The following is a 17,692-nucleotide window of genomic DNA, read 5'->3' as shown; positions in this document are numbered from 1 at the left end:
GCTCAGCCGACCTGGATGACCGTATCCGAGGTGAATTCATATTCCGGCACTTCGAGATTGGACGGCGCCGGACCTTTGCGGATGCGTCCGGCGGTGTCGTAGTGCGATCCGTGGCACGGACAGAAATAACCGCCGAACTCGCCCTTAACTTCGCCTTCGGCAGCACCCAGAGGCACGCAGCCGAGATGGGTGCAGACACCCATGGTCACGAGCATGTCGGTGTGCCCTTCCTTCGTGCGCTCTTCCAGCGTCTGCGGATCGCGGAGCGAGGATGCAGGAACGGCATTGGCGGCCTGGATTTCTGCCGGCGTCAGGCGACGCACGAACAGCGGCTGCTTGCGGAACACGGCCTTGATGGCCTGCCCCGGTTCAATGGCAGATACATCGACTTCGGTCGAGCTGGCGGCAAGAACATCCTTCGACGGAGCCATTTGCGATACCAGCGGATACACCACTGCCAGGCCGCCGATACCGGCAGCACTGATCGCAGCGATATCGAGGAAGTCGCGACGACGGATGCCGTCTTCGCTTGTCGTCACCGTCTCGGGAGTAGCGGTTGCAGTCGTGTCTGCCATCAGCGCCTTGCCTTGCCTGCCTTAACTTGCCGCACCGGATGGTGCGGGAGAAATGTTGCGATCCACATGTCCGGATGAGGCCGATTGCGAGCGCCGAAAAAACGTGCGCGAATGCCCCCGGTTTATCCGGTTTGGTCGCGCCTCTAGCCGCTATGCGGCCCCTTGCCAACCGCCATTTTGGCGAGGAGCGCATGTCCGGCGAAGCGTTGGCTTGTTGGCGCTAGGGCAGAGCGATGGCGCTGATCTGCCGCCCTTGGGTAGACTGACCGCGATGGGTAGCCCGCCGATAGGAATGGAATTGCGCTTCGTTGGCATAGGTGTCCAGCGCGAGATCGGCGATTCGCCCGGTGCCGGCGGCGGCCAGCCGATGGGCGACATAGGCGGGAAGGTCGAACTGGTAATGGCCCGGACTGCCGGGAGCGAAAAACCGGTCGTCACCGGCGTCAAACTGGCGGCGCATGTCCTCTGCGACCTCATAGCTGGCCTGGGCGATCGCCGGGCCGATGGCTGCGCTGATGCGCACGCGATCGGCGCCAAGATCCTCCATCGCCGAAAGCGTGGCCTCCAGCACGCCCGCCCGCGCGCCCTTCCAACCGGCATGCGCGGCGCCGATCACCCCGGCCTCGATGTCAGCGAAAAGAACCGGGGCGCAATCGGCAGTCACGATTCCCAGCAATAACCCTGGCCGGTCGGTCACCAGCGCGTCGCCCTCCCTGACATCGCCCCCCGCCTCGCGCATGACGCAGACGTCGGCCGAATGGATCTGCTTGAGTTTGACGAGCGGTGCACCGGCGAGAACATCCGCGCTTTCCAGCCCCTCGCGCATCGAGAACCCGTGAGGTACACCTGCCAGCACCTCGCTAGTGAAAACCTTAGCCAAGGGAACGGGTGACCTGTTCGAATGTGTCGCGCGAAAGCTTCGGCGCCGCCGCGATCCGCTCCAATTGCTCGCGCATCAGGGCCGACCTGCCCGGCTCCATCTTCCGCCAGCGCCCAAGCGCCGGCACGAATCGTGCAGCAGTCTGAGCGTTGATCGGATCGAGTTCGAGAATGAGATCGGCTATCATCCGATAACCTTCTCCGCTCTCGGTATGGAAACCGTGCGGATTGGCAGCGAAGGCCATATACAGCGACCGCACGCGGTTGGGGTTCTTGAGAGTGAAGTCCTCATGCTCGGCCAGCGCCTTCACATGCTCGATCACCTCAGGATGCAGCGACATGGCCTGCAACGAGAACCACTTGTCGATCACCAGCGGATTGCCGCGATAGCGATTGTAGAAGTCCAGCAAGGCCTCGGTTCGTTCGGCGCCGTCGACACCCGTCAGTACCATCAGCGCGCCCTGCCGGTCGGTCATATTGTTCGCGTTTTCATACTGTTTAGCCGCAAGCGCGGAGGCTCCTTGCGGATCGCTTGCGACCAGATAGGAGAGGACGAGTGTCTTGAGCTTGCGCGCGCCCTTGGCTTCGGCGCTCCGCGAATAGGGGAGCTTTTCGGAACGCTGGTAGAGCTGCCGCAGACCATCCGCCAATTCGCGGCCGATCACTGCCTTGAGCTCCTCCCGGCGCTCGAAAATACGCGCCGGGTCTGCTTCGTCGATCTGCTCCATGATATAGGTCTGGCTGGGCATCGACATCAGTTCGCCGCGCATCAGGTCTTCGATGGCTTCGTCATCGATCACGCGTCCGATGGCGCGCACGATGTCGGCCTGCTTTGCCGCGCGGGTTTCTTCGTCGAGGTCTCCTTTGCTGGCCGAGACCAGATAGGCCACCATCAGATCCTGCATCGCTTCATAGCGCGCGAACGGATCATCGTCCGTGGCGGCCAGGAAGACCAGCTCGTCTCCGGGGATATCGCGCTGGATCGAAACCGGTGCGGAGAAACCGCGGTTGATGGAAAGCACGGGCTTCGTGGCAAATCCCGGGAAGCGGAAGGTGTCGCTTGCCTTGTCCAGCACGATCAGCTGCTCACCCGCGTGCGTGCCCTTGTCACGGTCGAAGAGCGCGATTTTCAACGGGATCGGCATGGGCTTCTTGCCCGATTGTCCGGGGGTATCCGGGACATTCTGCGAGAGTTCGAGGATCGCCTCGTCGCCGTGATGAGTGAGGTTTACCGACACTTTCGGTGTGCCTGCCTGCGAATACCACAGGCGGAACTGCGTAAGGTCCAGGCCAGCACCATCCTCAATCGACCTGACGAAATCCTCGCAGGTCGCCGCTTCGCCGTCGTGGCGGTCGAAATAGGTGTCGGTGCCCTGCCGGAATGCCTCGTCGCCGGCCAGCGTCTTCATCATGCGGATGACCTCGGCGCCCTTGTTATAAACGGTCGCCGTGTAGAAATTGCTGATCTCGCGGTAGCTGTCGGGACGAATCGGGTGCGCCAGCGGGCCGCTGTCTTCGGGGAACTGGGCGCCGCGCAAGACGCGGACGTCTTCGATGCGTTTGACCGGTGCGCTGCTCATGTCCTGGCTGAACAACTGGTCGCGCAGCACGGTGAAACCTTCCTTGAGGCTCAGCTGGAACCAGTCGCGGCACGTGATGCGGTTGCCCGACCAGTTATGGAAGTATTCGTGGCCGATCACGCCTTCTATTCCGTCGTAATCGCCGTCGGTGGCGGTTTCGGGGTCGGCGAGAACGTATTTGGTGTTGAAGACGTTGAGGCCCTTGTTCTCCATCGCGCCCATGTTGAAATCGCTCACGGCGACGATGTTGAACAGGTCGAGATCGTATTCGCGGCCGAAGGTTTCCTCGTCCCACTTCATGCTGCGCTTGAGGCTTTCCATCGCATGTTCGGTGCGTTCGAGATCACCGTCGCGGACCCAGACGTTGAGCTCTACCTCGCGTCCCGACATGGTCGTGAAGTGATCCGTACGGGCCACGAGATCGCCCGCGACGAGCGCGAAGAGATAGGAGGGCTTGGGCCAGGGATCGTGCCATTCGGCGGTCAGAAGCTCGCCATCATCATCCATACGGACGCGGTTGCCGTTGGAGAGGAGGACGGGGAAATCCTTCTTCGGTGCACGCATGGTGACGGTGTAGGTCGAGAGGACATCGGGCCGGTCGGGGAAGAAGGTGATGCGGCGGAAGCCCTCCGCCTCGCACTGGGTGCACAGCATGCCGCCCGAGGCGTAGAGGCCCATCAGCTGCGAGTTGGCGCTGGGGTGGAGCTCGGTAACGATTTCCAGCGTATGGCTGTCACCTTCGAGCGTCACCACGAGGTCATCGCCATCCATCATGTGGCCGGCACAGTCGCCGCCGTCGCATTTCAGCGAGACCAGCTCCAGCCCGTCGCCGTTGAGGCGGATCGTGGGCGAGACATCGGCCGCAGGATTGCGCTCGACCTCCAGCGTCGCCGTAACGCGCGTCTTCTCCAGCCCCAGCGCGAAGTCGAGCCTGGTGGCCGGCACCAGCCACGCGAAGGGGGTGTAGTCCTCGCGCCGGATTTCCGGCGGGGCCTTGGGCTCGACCGCCGCATCGGCCATTTCGATATTGCCGTCGGGCGTGGAGGGGGTGCGCGCGATATCCATGGTGGTCCTGTTCATTTGAGGGCTTTGGGCTATTACGCCCGGATGCCTCGTTTGTTCATCTTCGGCCTCGGCTACACGGCAAAGCATCTCGCACACAAGATAAGCGGCAATGGCTGGCAGATCGACGCCACCGGCAGCGACGGAGCGGTCCATTTCGGTGATCGCGAGGCCGTGCAAGCCCATCTCGCCCGGGCCGATGCCGTGCTGAGCTCGGTCCCGCCAGCCGATGGCAGCGATCCGGTGCTGGACCGCTATGAAAGCGCGCTCGCGCGCAAATGGCTCGCCTATCTGTCCTCTACCGGTGTCTACGGCGATGCGGACGGAGCCTGGGTGGACGAACACGCTCCCACGGGCACGGGCCGCCGGACAGCGCGCGCGCAGTGCGATGCACGCTGGATGGACCTTGGCGCGCGGGTCTTCCGCCTGCCTGGCATTTACGGCCCCGGAAGAAGCGCACTCGACAAGGTCCGCGAGGGCAGCGCCCACCGGATCGACATGCCCGGACAGGTCTTCAGCCGCATACATGTGGAGGATATCGTGTCGGGCCTCGAGGCCGCGCTGCGGCACGACGCTCCGCCCGGCGCCTACAATCTCGCCGACGATCTACCCGCCAGCCACAATGCCGTGACCGAGGAAGCCTGCCGTCTGCTGGGCACCGCGCCGCCTCCGCTCCAGACGATGGATGAGGCGGGCCTTTCGCCCATGGCGCGGGGTTTCTATGCGGAAAACCGAAGGGTGGCGAACGGCAAGGCGAAACGCGTGCTCGGCTGGGAACCGCGCTATCCCACTTACCGCGAAGGGCTGGCCGCCATCATGGCTCGGGCGTAGCGCGTCTGGGCGGAGGGGCGGCGCGGCCGCGCATCGCCACCACCATGCCGATCAGCGTGATGGCTGCCCCGGCTGCGGGCAGCGGGCCCCAGATATATCCTTCGAACAGGGTCGACAGGATCATCGCCACGATCGGCACGATCACCGAACTATAGGCCGCCGTGCCCGCTCCCACCTTGCGCACCAGCCCGTAATAGAGCGGGAAGGTCACGACCGAACCAAGCAGGCCGAGATAGAGAATGCCCATGGCATAGGCGGGCCTCTCGTCGAACTGCGGCGGGCCCTGCGTAACCAGCGCGAAGCCTGCATTGAGCACCACGCCGACCGCCATCGACCACGCCAGCAGCGTGAGCAGCGGCTGGCGCTTGGCCCCTTCGGTGGCCTGGATGATATTGGCCGCGCTGGCCGACAGGATGCCGCACACAGTCAGCGCCGCCCCGCCCAGCACTTCGCCCAGCGTGGCGGGCGACGCGCGCCATTCCTGGGCGAAAAGCATGGCGACGCCCAGTGCGGCGATGGAAGATCCGATCACGAATTCGCGGCGGATCGGCTGGCCCAGCACCAGCCGCCCGAAGATCGCATTGGGCACCACCAGCAGTGCGAACATCACCGCGACGAGGCCCGAGGTGATGAATTTCTCCGCATTGTAGACGAAGCTGAAATTGAGGCAGAACTGGAACAGCCCCAGCGCAAAGGCCCAGCGCCAGCCCGCGCGCGGCAGGCGCAGCGGTTCTCCCCGAAGCTTAGCCAGAGCGAACATGCCCAGCGCGGCGACGACGAAGCGCCAGGTGATGGACCAGCTTGCCGGGACCGAGGAGATCTGGTCACGGATGACCAGCCACGTCCCGCCCCAGATCACGCTGACCAGCAGGAAGGCGGCAAGGTTGCGGGGGGCGAGCAGGCTTTCGCCGCCGGATTGCGCGCTCATAGGTCCGAAATCGCCTGAGCCAGCGCACGGGCATCGTCTTCCCGCGTATTCCAGGCGGACACGAAGCGGGCGGCATCCGCGCCCCAGTCGTAAAAACCGAAGCCGCGCCGGCGCAAAACATCTCGCTCATCCGCTGTACAGCGCACGAATACCTCATTGGCTTCGACCGGATGCATGAGCCGGTCGCCGCAAGCCGCTGCAATCTCGGCGGCCGCCGCATTGGCCGCGCGGGCATTGTGAAGCCAGACATCACCATCCAGCATGGCGTGGATCTGCGCGGCAAGGAAACGCCCCTTGCTTTGCAGATGCCCGGCCCGCTTGCGGCGATACTGCGCCACATCGGCCAGGGAGGGATCGAAGAAAACGATCGCTTCGGCGGTCATCCCGCCATTCTTCACGAAGCCGAAGCTCAGCGCATCGACCTGCCCCGCGGCATCGGCCGGCGGCAGATCGAGAAAGGCCACCGCATTGGCGAAGCGCGCGCCGTCCATGTGGAAACGCAGGCCGCGCTCGTCCGCCAGCGCGCGAATCGCCGCAATGTCTTCGGGCCGGTAGACGCGGCCATATTCGCTGGCCTGCGTGATGGAGATCGCATGCGGCTGCACCTGATGCACATCGTCGCGGATAGGATCGATCACCGCGCGAATGCCATCGACGTCCAGCCTCGCCCCCTCGCCCTGTCCCAGCAGCAGCTTGGCACCGTGCAGATAGAAACCGGGCGCCCCGCCCTCGTCCATTTCGATATGCGCTTCTTCATGGCACACCACCGCGCCATGCGGCTGCACCATCGTTGCCAGCGCCAGGCAATTGGCGGCCGTACCCGTGGCCACCCACAAAACGGAGCACTCGCGGCCGAACAGGGCGCTCATCCGCTCGTCGAGCGCGGCGCTCAGCGCGTCGCCGTCATAGGGCGTGTCGCTCGCATCGGCGGCGCGCATCGCGTCCCAGATCGCAGGGTGAACGGATGCGGAATTGTCGGACAGGAAGTGCATGGAACGCGCATAGCGACTGGGGCGTTGAACCGACAACCACAGAAAGACGATTATGAGCACAAGTCAGGTAGAAATCGAACGTCACGCCAATGGCAGCCAGGGCGAATACATCGCCAAGCTGGCCGGTAGCGAGGAGAAGGCGGAGCTGAGCTGGTCCGACCGGAACGGCGTGCGCCACGCGACACACACTTTCGTGCCGCCCAGCCATCGCGGCAAGGGCGTGGCCGAAGAACTGGTGAAGGCGCTCGTCGCCGATGCGCGCGAACAGGATTTCAAGATCGCGCCCGACTGTTCCTATGTCGAACGCTGGTTCGACCGCCACAAGGATTATGCCGACTTGCGCGCCTAGGCAGCAGCGGAGCCTTTGGTATCGAGCAGGCGGGAAAAGTCCGTGCCTGCCATGCTGCGGCAAATATGCGCTCGCCAGTCTTCAGCCTGTGCCAGCGGTACGCCCTTGATCCGGAATTTACCCCCCGCCAGGCCGAGATGCAGCGTGGCATAGCCGCGCCAGCGGGCAATCGGCCCCTGCGCGATTTCCACCGACTGCAGCTTTACCCGTGACGCGATTGAAAGCTTGGGGGCAAGGCTGCCGATGCGGTTGTAGATCTGATCCTGATCCAGCGCGCGGCGGTCCCGCTTCCAGCGCCACCATCCCAGCCCTGCAATGGGCACAATCGCCAGCAGCGGCAGGATCCACAGCGGTTCCTCCACGGCGATTGCCGCCACGATGGCGAGAATGACCAGCGCGATGCTTGCGCCGACGACCCGATCGATAAAATAGCGCGGCGTCGCCCGCAGCCATGTCACATCCTCTGCGGGCCGGTGGAATCCCGTCAGGCCGATCAAGCGATCGATTTCCGCCAGCGTGCCGAAGGGCACGGCATCGTGATTCGCGCCTTCGCTGTCGCTTGCTAGGCTGACGATCTTGAGCGCATGCCAGCCGAAGCGCCTGCGTATAAAGCCCGTCTCCATGCGCAAGGCCTGCACCCGGTGCAGCGGCATGACGAGATCGGTGCGGGTGAGCAGGCCGCGGCGGCGGCGCAATCCCTTGGGCGTATGCTCCAGCCGGAAATCCCACTCGCGCAAAGCGGTGCGGATCACTCCGGTAGCAATTCCCACCGGCACCAGCGCGGCAATCGCCAGTGCAATACCGGCGGCCTTTGCCACCGGCCCGAGACCGGCGAGCCACTGGCCGGGGCCCGCCAGCTGCTGCTGCCAGCCCTCGACGTCCCACGGATCGAAAGGGAGCAGGAAATCGAGCTGCTGCGCGGCGCCGAACAGGACCGCGACGACGGCCAGCGAGAATTCGAACAGGCCGAAGGTCAGGATGCGCCCGGTATCCATGGCGAAGACGGTCTCGGCCTGCGGAGCCGGCTTCGTTTCCTTGGCCATTTCCGCGCTCGATACGAAAGGAGCGCCGGACAGGACCGGGGCCCGCGCCGGTTCATCGTCCTTGCGGTCGCGCACGACTTCGCGCAGCCGCTCGCCCTCGGCTTCCGACAGATAGGCCAGCGTGAGATCATCCCCGCCTCCGGCGCCGGTCTCGAACTTGACCTCGACCAGGCCGAACAGCCGCGGCAGCAGCTTCTGTTCGAGGCTGACATCCTGGATGCGGTCATAGGGCACTGACCGCGCCGACCGGGACAGAACGCCGCTTTCCACCCGCACATCGCTCTCGCCGATCGTATAGGTCAGCCGGGCCCATTGCAGATAGGCGACAAGCACGTTGAGGAGGATGACGACGATCAGGATCGGCACGGCGAAGGCAAGAAATCCGGCATCTCCTTCGCGGTTCAGGATCGCCACACCGCCCAGTACGACCGGGACGACGAGCTGGGCCAGCAGACCGACCGCCCGCACTGCGAAACTCATCGGATTGGTCCGCCGGGGGGCGGCCGCTTCGCCGGTCATTGCGTGTCGCGCCGGATGGCGGTCCGGATCTCCTCGCGCATGGCGAGCGCATCCTCATGCGCCAGCCCGCCCAGCGAGACGGAGGCATTGTGCGATCCTGCCGTATGCACCGTTACCGTGGCGAGGCCGAACATCCGTTCGAGCGGTCCGCGATCAACATCGATATGCTGGACCCGGCCGAACGGCACCACGGTATCCGAACGGAACATCACGCCGCGCACCACCCGCAGCCGCTCTTCGGCCAGCGAATAGCCGCGCGTGCTGAAGCGGCGCATCGGCAGATAGACGACAAGAAAGATGGCCAGCAGGAGCGCGGGCACCCAGACCACGCCGGTCCAGCCGGGAATGGCGACTTCCGCAATGGTCGATGCGATCACCAGCAGCACGGCCGGAATGGAATAGACCAGCCGCATCATCGATTTGTAGCGCGGGTCTAGTTGGGTGAGATCGTGGCTGCCGTCCATGCGCCTTGCATATGCAATACACCCGCCGCGTCAACGCCTTTGATCGACGGGGCTGGTCGGGAAAGGCGGTTGCAATCCACCTTGTCCGCGAAGTGATCGGGATTTGATCTTTCCGATGCCTAGACGCGCCCGATTCCCGTCCGAAAATCTTGCCCCTTAAATCTACGTAGTGCCCCTTATATTGGCGGTTAATTTAGGTTAATCAGGGGTTTATTCATATTGCATTCCTCTTATATAAAGTTAAGTTCCTCTCCTGGGTCGCTTCGAATGAAAGCTTAGGGAAGCGGTTGAGGCATAGGAATGAGGATTTATATCGTCGAGGCAGATGAATCTGTCCGCGCGACGCTGAAGCAGCTCTTGGAAGACACTGATCACGAGGTTGAATGGTACAAATCGGGTCGTAATTTCGTCCGGAAATCCCGGAAGGTTCCTCCGGGTTGCATCGTCGCCGACAAGAATCTTCCGGACCTTCAGGCGAGCCATGCTCAGTGCGAACTGCTGCAGGAATGCAAGGATCGTCACGAGGTCATCTTGCTTAGCAGACCGTGCGATGTTTGCGATGCGGTCGCTGCGATGCGGGCCGGCGTGCTCGATTTTTTCGAGCTCCCCTACCGGCGAGCTGAATTGCTCGATGCCATAACCCGGGCGCAGTTGCGCCTGGAGGAACGCGTCGCCGAGAAGCGCGAGGATGCGAAGAACCTTCAGCTGTTCGGAAAACTGACCAAGCGGGAGCTGTCGGTGCTGCGCGCGTCGAAAGATGGCGAGAGCAGCAAGATCGCCGCCTATAAACTCGGCCTCAGCCCGCGCACCGTCGAAATGTATCGGTCGCGCATCCTGCAGAAGCTTAAAGTCCCATCATTTTCCGCTGCGCTGGTCAAAGCGCAAGCCGCCCGGCTCCTCCATTCGTAGGAATTCTGGGCGGCTTGTACGCGGCTCCCAGATGCGCCCGTAATTCCACCGTAATTCCAGCGATTTGCCGTTGAATTGCGGCATTCCGGTACATCCAATTTTCCGACAGCTTCGAAGCTCAACAAGGGCAAGAGGAGGCCGGAATGCCGATGCGGAATGCGCTCCCGTCACGCCAGCAGCGAGCTCGCCGCACGTCTTTCGGCGACTTCTACTACCGGACCCCTGCCCACGCCAGGGAGCGGCCGGTATGGCTCCGCTTCCTTCACCTTTCCCGCCAGATCTATGGCTCGCCGTTTTCCGCCTTGGTAGCGCTCGGCTCAGGGTGTCCGCAGGTGCTGGACTGGGTCGATAACCGCCTTGACGGAGCATTCTCCGACTACGTCGAAAAGCTGGAAACAGAAGTGTCTCTGGCGCCTCCCCCACGCCCGCTGCACCCACTGAATTCGATCATGATTTCCGGCGACTGGATTTGCGTACGTTTGTCCTTTTTCGGTTCGCGCACACCGATCGGCATCGCGGTCTTTTTGGAAGATGCCGCCAACAGCCTGCTCGACACCGCTTCCCTGCATTCGCTCGAGAAGGTGCTGACAGCCTTTCTCCGCTCCCGCCTTCCCCACGAAGACCCAAAGGCGCCGTCTTCGTGGCCGCACGAGTTGTCCGGGCACGCCACTGCCCCGGCACAGATCACCGGCGCCAATACAACGAAGAGAGGCTGAATAATGATGAATTCCAAAACAGGTAGAGCGTCGGGTATCGGCGCTCTCAGGATCGCTGCTCTTGCCACTGTAGCAACCAGCGCTTTCACATTGCCGGGATTTGAGAACCAGGCTCACGCCCAGGCTCTTGCTCCCGTAGCGGACGTTTGTACCGGGTTGAGTTTGAACGAATCGCAGCTGACAAATTTGCTTGGCGCGGTGAATCAACCAATCGTCACGCCGATCCAAGGCACTGTTAACGGGATACTGGACATTCTTGGCGTCGTCGACGGTGCATTGCCATTGGTCAGCTTGGGAATTCTCGCCGATCTGAATATCGACGTCACGACAATCGTCGATGACGCCGTGGCCGGTAATCCGGTCAGCGTGCAATTGGTAGATTCCAGCGGCACGGTGCTGGGCGCCGGCGAGTGTAACCTGGCCGCCGACGCCTATACGTTGAACACCCAATCCGGCATCCAGATCGGCGGCAATCAGATTTCGGGCCTCGGTGCCAATGGACAGGCAGATTCGGCCGGAGAACTGGATGCCATCGCTTTCGGCAATAACGCAAGCACTGCGGCGGGAGCGACTGGTGCCATTGCGCTCGGCACGAATGCCTCCGTCACCGCGCCGAACAGCGTTGCGCTGGGTGCCGATTCCATCGCCGACCGCGCCAACACCGTTTCGGTCGGGTCAGCGGGCGCCGAGCGCCAGATCACCAATGTCGCAGCGGGCACCGCACCAACCGATGCGGCAACCGTGGGCCAAGTAGATACAGCCATTGCCGCGGCGACGAGCAATTCCGTCCAATACGATGGTGCCGGGCAGACATCGGTAACATTGGCCGGCGCAGGGGGCACTACGCTGACGAACGTTGCCGATGGAGCGCTGTCCGCTACCTCAAGCGATGCCGTAAACGGCTCGCAGCTATTTGCCACCAATCAAGATGTCGCGGCGAATGCCGGCGACATCAGCGCCCTCGATGGCAGGGTAACCACCAATGACGCCGACATTGCTTCGCTTGACGGCCGAGTGACCACGAATGAAAGCGACATTGCGTCTCTGGACGGTCGAACCACGACCAACGAAACCGATATCGCAGACTTGCAGGCTTTAGGCGTGCAATATGACGACGCCAGCCAAGGTTCCATCACGCTTGGTGGCGCGGACGGTACCATCGTAACCAATGTCGCACCTGGGGCGCTGAATGCGACCTCGACGGACGCTGTAAACGGAGCGCAGCTCTTCGCGACGAATCAGGCTGTGGGCGCTCTGGACACACGCGTGACTCAGAATGAAGCCGATATCGCCACCAATACCGCCGACATCGCAGCCCTCCAGGTGACTACAGGAGGTTTCGACACCAGAATTACGCAGAACGAAGATGATATCGCAGCCCTCGACGGTCGCGTCACGACCAATGAAAGCGACATCGCAGCACTCGACGGAAGGGTGACTACCAACGAGGCTGACATCGCCACCCTCGATGGTCGGGTGACGACAAACGAGACCGACATTGCAAACCTGGACGGTCGCGTCACCACCAACGAAACCGATATCGCCAATCTCGACGGGCGGGTGACAACCAATGAGGGAGACATCGCCAATCTGGATGGCCGTGTCACGGTCAATGAGGGGGACATCGCCAGCCTGGACGGTCGCGTCACGACAAATGAGGGGGACATTACCAACCTCGACACCCGCGTTACGACTGCGGAGGGAAATATCTCCAGCATCGACAGCCGGGTGACAGTCAACGAAGGCAGTATAGTCAGCATACAGGCGCAGTTGGCCAATGTGCCGGTAACGTATGTGTCCGATGCTGATGGAGCGACCCCGAGCGCAACGCCGACCGATACTGTCGCCTTCCAGTCTGCCAGTGGCGGAGCCGCGCGGGTGACCAATGTGGCGGCCGGAGCGCTGACGGCCACGTCCACCGATGCGGTGAACGGCAGCCAACTGTTCGAGACGAATGGGCAGGTTGCTCAGAACACTTCGGATATCACCACTGTCCGCAACAATCTGCAGGGCAGCACCGTGGTAGCAGTGCAATATTCGGATCCCGACAATCCCAACGTCAGCAATGGCGGCACGATCACCAATGATGTCGCCCTGGTAGGGGCCGACTTCTCCGCCCCGGTGGTGTTGCACAATGTCGCCAACGGTACGCTGGCCAACGACGCTGCCAATATCGGCCAACTTCAGGCTGGTCTCGCCGACGTCATGGCCACCTCGATGGGCTATACCGATACCCGCGTTATGGAAGCCATGGCCTATACCGATATGCGGGTGGCCGATCTTACCTTCGACCTCGCCGATCTGCGCGACGATGCTTTCGCTGGCACTGCCGCAGCCATGGCCATGTCGGCCATTCCGCAGTCGGTCGATCCGAGCAAGTCGACGATCGGCGGCGGGGTTGGCCATTATCGCGGCGAAACGGCCTTCGGCTTCGGCTATTCCGGCCTCACCGGAGACGGCAAAATGTCATTCAACGTAAGAGGTACGATCGATACCCACGGCAAGGGAGGCGTCGCAGCAGGAGCCGGCTTCCACTTCTGACAGTTATCGGCTTCAAGCCCCCACTGGGGTCGGCTCCGCGCCGGCCCCTTTTTTCGGCATCACGATAATGCTGAGAAATGGTGCTGCTGGGGAGGATTGAACTCCCGGCCTCACCCTTACCAAGGGTGCGCTCTACCACTGAGCTACAGCAGCACATGTCGCCGCGGGGAAATCCGTCGCGGGGTGGAGGCGGGCGCTATTGGCAGAAGCGAGCCATAAGTCAACCTTCGCTTGCGGCCAGACGCGATTTTCGCAAGAGGAGTGCGCCATGAGCGCTGCAAACGACAAGATGACACGCGAGGAACGCCTCGCCGCGAAACTTCGTGAGAACCTGCGTCGCAGGAAAACCCAGACGCGCGAATTGCGCGAATCGGGCGAAGGTGGGGTTTCCAACGATGATGCGGGCCGCTAACGCACGGCCCTCCTAAAGAAATCCGGAGCCATCATGTCGAAGCTGATCCTCGTTCGCCACGGCCAGAGCGAGTGGAATCTCGCCAATCGTTTCACCGGCTGGTGGGATGTCGACCTCACGGAAAAGGGCGAGGCCGAGGCCCGCGCCGCCGGAGAGCTGATGAAAGCCAGGGGCGTTCTGCCCACCACCGCCTTCACCTCGCTCCAGAAACGCGCCATCAAGACGCTGAACCTGGCGCTCGAGGAATGCGACCGGCTGTGGATCCCGGTGACGCGCGACTGGCATCTCAACGAACGGCATTACGGCGGCCTCACCGGCCTCGACAAGCAGCAGACCCGCGAGAAGCACGGCGACGAGCAGGTCCATATCTGGCGCCGCAGCTTCGACGTGCCGCCGCCCGAGATGGAGCGCGGCAGCGAATTCGACCTGTCGGACGATCCGCGCTACGCCGGGATCGACGTGCCGATGACCGAGAGCCTGAAGCTCACGATCGAGCGCGTTCTGCCCTATTGGGAGGAGGCAATTCTTCCGCTGCTGGGTAAGGGCGAGACGGTCATTATCTCGGCCCATGGCAACAGCCTGCGTGCCTTGGTGAAGCATCTGTCGAACATCTCCGATGACGACATCACCGGCCTCGAAATCCCGACCGGCCAGCCGATCATCTATGAATTCGACGGCACGCAGGTGGCCGGAGAGCGCTATTACCTGAAGGACGCGTAAGATGGCTGCGGGGGAGGCAAAGGTCGCCATCGTCATGGGTAGCCAGTCCGACTGGTCGACCATGAAATGCACCGCCGATGTGCTCGAGGAACTGGGCGTGGAAATCGATGTCCGCATCGTGTCGGCGCATCGCACGCCCGACCGGATGTATGATTTCGCCAAGGCTGCCGAGGCGGACGGATTTCACGTGATCATCGCCGGTGCCGGGGGCGCCGCGCATCTGCCGGGCATGATCGCGGCACTGACTCATGTGCCGGTGCTGGGCGTGCCGGTGAAATCGCGGGCGCTTTCGGGCCAGGACAGCCTGCTCTCAATCGTTCAGATGCCTGCCGGAGTGCCGGTGGGCACGCTGGCCATCGGCGAAGCCGGCGCGACCAATGCCGGCCTGATGGCTGCCGCGATCCTCGCCAATAGCGATGAGGAGCTCAAGCAGCGCCTAAAGGAGTGGCGCCGGGCGCGCAGCGAAGCCGTCACCGAAAGGCCCGCCGACTGATGCTGAAGCGAGGGTCCACGATCGGCATTCTGGGCGGCGGCCAACTCGGCCGGATGATGGCAACCAGCGCCGCACAGCTGGGTTATCGCGTGATCGGCTATGCCCCCGATGGCGACAATGTCATGGGCGATGTGGCGGAGGATTTCGTCACCGCCGCATGGGACGACGAGGCCGCCCTCGCCGCTTTTGCCGCCCGCTGCGATGTGGTGACCTGGGAATTCGAGAATGTGCCGGTCGCCACCGCGCGCGGCATCGCGGGTCCGGCGATCTTCCCCGACCCGAAAGCGCTGGAAACGGCGCAGGACCGGCTGGACGAGAAGCGCTTTATCGAAGAGCTCGGCGGCAGGCCTGCAGCCTATGCGAAGGTCGATTCAAGCTACGACCTGATCGCCGCCGCCGACAGGTTGGGTGCGCCCGGCATCCTCAAGACCCGCCGCGACGGCTATGACGGCAAGGGCCAGTGGCGCATTGCCAACGGGCGCGAGGCAGAGGCGCTCAACGTGCCGGAAACGCCTTGTATCTACGAAGCTTTTGTCGAGTTTGAGGCCGAGTTCTCGGTCATCCTCGTGCGCAGCCAGGACGGCGAAACACGCTTCTGGGATTCGACCCGCAACGAACACCGCGGCGGTATCCTGGCCGCGTCGCATTTTCCCGCCGGCGAGCCGATCGCGGCGCAGATCGCGGAGGCACGCGAACTTGCCCGCAAGGTTGCCGATGCTCTGAATTATGTCGGCGTGCTGACGCTCGAATTCTTTGCCACCCACGAGGGCCCCATCTTCAACGAGATGGCGCCACGGGTGCACAATTCGGGCCATTGGACGATCGAGGGCGCGGCCACCAGCCAGTTCGAGAACCATATCCGCGCCGTCGCGGGCCTGCCCCTGGGGGATACGCGGACCACCGCCGCTCAGATCGAAATGCGCAATATCCTCGGCAGCGATATCGAGAATGCCCATTCCGCGCTGGGCGATGCGCGGCTGCATCTCCATGATTACGGCAAGGCGGAGGCCAGCGAAGGCCGCAAGATGGGCCATGCGACGCTGATTACCCACGACGCCGGCCTATGAGCCTGTTCCTGATCTATGCCCGCGCCGCCAATGGCGCGATCGGCAAGGAGGGCCGCCTGCCCTGGCACCTGCCCGCCGATCTCAAGCGATTCAAGGCACTTACCATGGGCGCGGACCGGCAGGGACGGCCAATGATCATGGGCCGCAAGACGTTTGAGAGCCTGCCCGGCCTGCTGCCCGGCCGCCGCCATATCGTGCTGACCCGGCGCGAGCGGTGGGATTCGACGGGCGCCGACGTGGTCCGTTCGGTCGAGGAAGCGCTGGCGAAAGCGGGCGATGGCGACGTGGCCGTGATCGGCGGCGCGGCCATTTTCGATGTCTTCATGCCGCTCGCCAGCACGGTCGAACTCACTGAAATCCATCGCGATTTCGACGGCGACGTGTTCATGCCCCCGCTCGGCCCCGAATGGGAAATTTGCGGGCGGGAGGACTTTGCGGCGGAGGGTGAGAGGCCGTCTTATTCCTTCCTGACCTATACCAGGGTGGGAGAGACCGCGGCGTGAGGTTTCTCGATCACCGCGAGCCCTTGCCGCAATCGCTGCGCGGGGCGATCATCGCGCTGGGCAATTTCGACGGCTTCCACCTCGGGCACCAGGCAGTGGCGCAGGAAGCCATTGATTGGGCACGGGAAACCGGGCGGCCGAGCATCATCGCCACCTTCGATCCGCACCCCGTGCGCCACTTCAAACCCGAGGTCCCGTCCTTCCGCCTGACCACGCTGGAGCAGCGCCAGGAGCTTTATCTGGCGGCCGGCGCCACGGCGATGCTGGTCTTCCATTTCGACCAGAAACTGTCCGAAACTACGGCCGAACACTTTCTTGATCGGATCTTGATCGACCGAATGGGCGCCAGCGGCGTCGTAACCGGCGACGATTTCCGGTTCGGCAAGGGCGCGGCGGGCGATGTGGCCAGATTGCGCGAATCGCCGCTGGAAGTCCGCACGGTCGATCCGGTGATGGATGGCGGCAGGCCCGTGTCATCCAGCCGGGTGCGCGAGGCGCTGCGCGAAGGCGATCCGCAGGAGGCGGCCCGGCTGCTCACCCGCCCCTTCGCCATCCGCGGCGTGGTCGAGCATGGGGACAAGCGCGGGCGCACGATCGGCTATCCCACGGCCAATCTGTCGATCGAGAGCTATCTGCGGCCCAAATACGGGATCTATGCCGTCACCGGGCGCATCCTGGCGACCGGGCAGGTGCTGAAAGGCGCGGCCAATATCGGCGTGCGCCCGCAGTTCGAGCCGCCCAAGGAATTGCTCGAGCCCTATTTCTTCGATTTCTCCGGCGATCTGTACGGGCAGGAGATCGAGGTGGCCTTCCACCACTTCCTGCGCGGCGAGGCGAAGTTCGACAGTCTCGACGCGCTGACCGTGCAGATGGAGAAGGATTGCGACGAGGCGCGGCGGTTGCTGGGCTGACGGTTTGCCGGGCTTTACATTTTCTCCGTACGTCATTGCGAGCGGAGCGAAGCAATCCATCGTGAGACGTTGCGACCGGTGGTGAGGGATGGATTGCCGCGTCGCCTGCGGCTCCTCGCAATGACTCGGGTTTTGGGGCTTGTCGCCCACCCCTACCCCGCCTCTTCCCGATGACGAGTATTTGCACGGCGCGCGCAA

The 17,692-nt window shown here is 63.2% G+C and carries 18 protein-coding genes and 1 tRNA gene; 11 read left to right on the top strand and 8 right to left on the bottom strand.

Annotation, left to right across the window (positions count from 1 at the left end; all coding sequences use genetic code 11):
* Window positions 1-2: 2 nt before the first annotated feature.
* From petA to pepN, 3 genes are all read right to left on the bottom strand, one after another.
* A complete protein-coding gene (gene petA / locus ACI2I1_RS12875) occupies window positions 3-575 on the bottom strand; it encodes a ubiquinol-cytochrome c reductase iron-sulfur subunit (protein WP_221543705.1) in 573 nt (190 codons plus the stop codon).
* A 220-nt stretch (window positions 576-795) separates the two neighbouring features.
* Window positions 796-1,455 carry a peptidoglycan editing factor PgeF gene (gene pgeF / locus ACI2I1_RS12870; RefSeq protein WP_404679422.1) on the bottom strand — a complete coding sequence of 220 codons (660 nt, stop codon included), beginning with the start codon at window positions 1,453-1,455 and terminating at the stop codon, window positions 796-798.
* Window positions 1,448-4,099: an aminopeptidase N gene (gene pepN, locus ACI2I1_RS12865; protein ID WP_404679661.1), complete on the bottom strand. Its 2,652-nt coding sequence runs from the start codon at window positions 4,097-4,099 to the stop codon at window positions 1,448-1,450. Before pepN ends, pgeF begins: the two co-directional genes overlap by 8 nt.
* 42 nt (window positions 4,100-4,141) lie before the next feature.
* On the opposite strand from pepN, the gene ACI2I1_RS12860 reads away from it, so the two are divergent.
* Window positions 4,142-4,927, top strand: a complete 786-nt coding sequence (locus ACI2I1_RS12860) for an SDR family NAD(P)-dependent oxidoreductase (RefSeq protein WP_404679421.1) — start codon at window positions 4,142-4,144, stop codon at window positions 4,925-4,927.
* Here ACI2I1_RS12860 and ACI2I1_RS12855 read toward each other — a convergent pair.
* Together ACI2I1_RS12855 and ACI2I1_RS12850 are read right to left on the bottom strand one after the other, a co-directional pair.
* Window positions 4,911-5,855: a DMT family transporter gene (locus ACI2I1_RS12855; RefSeq protein ID WP_221543707.1), complete on the bottom strand. Its 945-nt coding sequence runs from the start codon at window positions 5,853-5,855 to the stop codon at window positions 4,911-4,913. The two genes, ACI2I1_RS12860 and ACI2I1_RS12855, sit on opposite strands and share 17 nt — an antisense overlap.
* The gene (locus ACI2I1_RS12850) at window positions 5,852-6,847 is read right to left on the bottom strand and encodes a threonine aldolase family protein (protein ID WP_404679420.1); all 996 of its coding nucleotides are present in this window, start codon (window positions 6,845-6,847) and stop codon (window positions 5,852-5,854) included. Before ACI2I1_RS12850 ends, ACI2I1_RS12855 begins: the two co-directional genes overlap by 4 nt.
* Window positions 6,848-6,899: 52 nt before the next feature.
* On the opposite strand from ACI2I1_RS12850, the gene ACI2I1_RS12845 reads away from it, so the two are divergent.
* Window positions 6,900-7,196, top strand: a complete 297-nt coding sequence (locus ACI2I1_RS12845; RefSeq protein ID WP_404679419.1) for a GNAT family N-acetyltransferase — start codon at window positions 6,900-6,902, stop codon at window positions 7,194-7,196.
* Here the strand turns inward: ACI2I1_RS12845 and ACI2I1_RS12840 are convergent.
* Together ACI2I1_RS12840 and ACI2I1_RS12835 are read right to left on the bottom strand one after the other, a co-directional pair.
* The gene (locus tag ACI2I1_RS12840; protein ID WP_404679418.1) at window positions 7,193-8,758 is read right to left on the bottom strand and encodes a PH domain-containing protein; all 1,566 of its coding nucleotides are present in this window, start codon (window positions 8,756-8,758) and stop codon (window positions 7,193-7,195) included. The two genes, ACI2I1_RS12845 and ACI2I1_RS12840, sit on opposite strands and share 4 nt — an antisense overlap.
* Window positions 8,755-9,222, bottom strand: coding sequence for a PH domain-containing protein (locus tag ACI2I1_RS12835; protein ID WP_404679417.1), 468 nt, complete (start codon window positions 9,220-9,222; stop codon window positions 8,755-8,757). The genes ACI2I1_RS12840 and ACI2I1_RS12835 overlap by 4 nt, the downstream gene beginning before the upstream one ends.
* Window positions 9,223-9,522: 300 nt before the next feature.
* Here ACI2I1_RS12835 and ACI2I1_RS12830 point away from each other — a divergent pair, with 300 nt between their 5' ends.
* The 3 genes from ACI2I1_RS12830 to ACI2I1_RS12820 all read left to right on the top strand — a co-directional run bounded on the left by ACI2I1_RS12830 (window position 9,523) and on the right by ACI2I1_RS12820 (window position 13,388).
* Window positions 9,523-10,131 carry a response regulator transcription factor gene (locus tag ACI2I1_RS12830; protein ID WP_404679416.1) on the top strand — a complete coding sequence of 203 codons (609 nt, stop codon included), beginning with the start codon at window positions 9,523-9,525 and terminating at the stop codon, window positions 10,129-10,131.
* Between the two features lie 143 nt (window positions 10,132-10,274).
* Complete coding sequence (locus ACI2I1_RS12825) at window positions 10,275-10,847, top strand: hypothetical protein (protein WP_404679415.1); 573 nt, start codon at window positions 10,275-10,277, stop codon at window positions 10,845-10,847.
* A 198-nt stretch (window positions 10,848-11,045) separates the two neighbouring features.
* Window positions 11,046-13,388 carry a YadA-like family protein gene (locus ACI2I1_RS12820; protein WP_404679414.1) on the top strand — a complete coding sequence of 781 codons (2,343 nt, stop codon included), beginning with the start codon at window positions 11,046-11,048 and terminating at the stop codon, window positions 13,386-13,388.
* Between the two features lie 78 nt (window positions 13,389-13,466).
* On the opposite strand, the gene ACI2I1_RS12815 is transcribed toward ACI2I1_RS12820, so the two are convergent.
* Window positions 13,467-13,541: transfer RNA gene (locus ACI2I1_RS12815), tRNA-Thr, on the bottom strand.
* Window positions 13,542-13,656: 115 nt separating this feature from the next.
* Between ACI2I1_RS12815 and ACI2I1_RS12810 the strand changes: the two genes are divergently transcribed.
* From ACI2I1_RS12810 to ACI2I1_RS12785, 6 genes are read left to right on the top strand one after another with little or no spacing between them, the layout of a single operon-like run.
* The gene (locus ACI2I1_RS12810; RefSeq protein ID WP_224812865.1) at window positions 13,657-13,800 is read left to right on the top strand and encodes a hypothetical protein; all 144 of its coding nucleotides are present in this window, start codon (window positions 13,657-13,659) and stop codon (window positions 13,798-13,800) included.
* Between the two features lie 33 nt (window positions 13,801-13,833).
* Window positions 13,834-14,520: a 2,3-diphosphoglycerate-dependent phosphoglycerate mutase gene (gpmA, locus tag ACI2I1_RS12805; RefSeq protein ID WP_221543716.1), complete on the top strand. Its 687-nt coding sequence runs from the start codon at window positions 13,834-13,836 to the stop codon at window positions 14,518-14,520.
* A 1-nt stretch (window position 14,521) separates the two neighbouring features.
* Window positions 14,522-15,013, top strand: coding sequence for a 5-(carboxyamino)imidazole ribonucleotide mutase (purE, locus tag ACI2I1_RS12800; protein ID WP_404679413.1), 492 nt, complete (start codon window positions 14,522-14,524; stop codon window positions 15,011-15,013).
* The gene (locus tag ACI2I1_RS12795) at window positions 15,013-16,080 is read left to right on the top strand and encodes a 5-(carboxyamino)imidazole ribonucleotide synthase (RefSeq protein ID WP_404679412.1); all 1,068 of its coding nucleotides are present in this window, start codon (window positions 15,013-15,015) and stop codon (window positions 16,078-16,080) included. Before purE ends, ACI2I1_RS12795 begins: the two co-directional genes overlap by 1 nt.
* Window positions 16,077-16,583, top strand: a complete 507-nt coding sequence (locus ACI2I1_RS12790; RefSeq protein ID WP_404679411.1) for a dihydrofolate reductase — start codon at window positions 16,077-16,079, stop codon at window positions 16,581-16,583. The genes ACI2I1_RS12795 and ACI2I1_RS12790 overlap by 4 nt, the downstream gene beginning before the upstream one ends.
* A complete protein-coding gene (locus ACI2I1_RS12785; protein WP_404679410.1) occupies window positions 16,580-17,494 on the top strand; it encodes a bifunctional riboflavin kinase/FAD synthetase in 915 nt (304 codons plus the stop codon). Before ACI2I1_RS12790 ends, ACI2I1_RS12785 begins: the two co-directional genes overlap by 4 nt.
* The last annotated feature ends 198 nt before the right edge of the window (window positions 17,495-17,692 follow it).

Source organism: Qipengyuania sp. NPDC077563 (assembly GCF_044901345.1).
GTDB classification, from domain to species: Bacteria; Pseudomonadota; Alphaproteobacteria; order Sphingomonadales; family Sphingomonadaceae; genus Qipengyuania; species Qipengyuania aestuarii.
Note: the sequence above shows the minus strand (reverse complement) of the source record. Positions and strands in the feature narration are given on the sequence as shown.

Excerpts from the sequence above, each read along its gene's own strand:
- ACI2I1_RS12825 (WP_404679415.1), top strand. The coding sequence starts at position 10,275 with ATGCCGATGCGGAATGCGCTCCCGTCACGCCAGCAGCGAGCTCGCCGC.
- petA (WP_221543705.1), bottom strand. The coding sequence starts at position 575 with ATGGCAGACACGACTGCAACCGCTACTCCCGAGACGGTGACGACAAGC.
- ACI2I1_RS12795 (WP_404679412.1), top strand. The coding sequence starts at position 15,013 with ATGCTGAAGCGAGGGTCCACGATCGGCATTCTGGGCGGCGGCCAACTC.
- ACI2I1_RS12810 (WP_224812865.1), top strand. The coding sequence starts at position 13,657 with ATGAGCGCTGCAAACGACAAGATGACACGCGAGGAACGCCTCGCCGCG.
- ACI2I1_RS12835 (WP_404679417.1), bottom strand. The coding sequence starts at position 9,222 with ATGGACGGCAGCCACGATCTCACCCAACTAGACCCGCGCTACAAATCG.
- gpmA (WP_221543716.1), top strand. The coding sequence starts at position 13,834 with ATGTCGAAGCTGATCCTCGTTCGCCACGGCCAGAGCGAGTGGAATCTC.
- ACI2I1_RS12855 (WP_221543707.1), bottom strand. The coding sequence starts at position 5,855 with ATGAGCGCGCAATCCGGCGGCGAAAGCCTGCTCGCCCCCCGCAACCTT.
- ACI2I1_RS12790 (WP_404679411.1), top strand. The coding sequence starts at position 16,077 with ATGAGCCTGTTCCTGATCTATGCCCGCGCCGCCAATGGCGCGATCGGC.
- ACI2I1_RS12840 (WP_404679418.1), bottom strand. The coding sequence starts at position 8,758 with ATGACCGGCGAAGCGGCCGCCCCCCGGCGGACCAATCCGATGAGTTTC.
- ACI2I1_RS12850 (WP_404679420.1), bottom strand. The coding sequence starts at position 6,847 with ATGCACTTCCTGTCCGACAATTCCGCATCCGTTCACCCTGCGATCTGG.
- ACI2I1_RS12845 (WP_404679419.1), top strand. The coding sequence starts at position 6,900 with ATGAGCACAAGTCAGGTAGAAATCGAACGTCACGCCAATGGCAGCCAG.
- ACI2I1_RS12830 (WP_404679416.1), top strand. The coding sequence starts at position 9,523 with ATGAGGATTTATATCGTCGAGGCAGATGAATCTGTCCGCGCGACGCTG.
- pepN (WP_404679661.1), bottom strand. The coding sequence starts at position 4,099 with ATGGATATCGCGCGCACCCCCTCCACGCCCGACGGCAATATCGAAATG.
- ACI2I1_RS12860 (WP_404679421.1), top strand. The coding sequence starts at position 4,142 with ATGCCTCGTTTGTTCATCTTCGGCCTCGGCTACACGGCAAAGCATCTC.
- purE (WP_404679413.1), top strand. The coding sequence starts at position 14,522 with ATGGCTGCGGGGGAGGCAAAGGTCGCCATCGTCATGGGTAGCCAGTCC.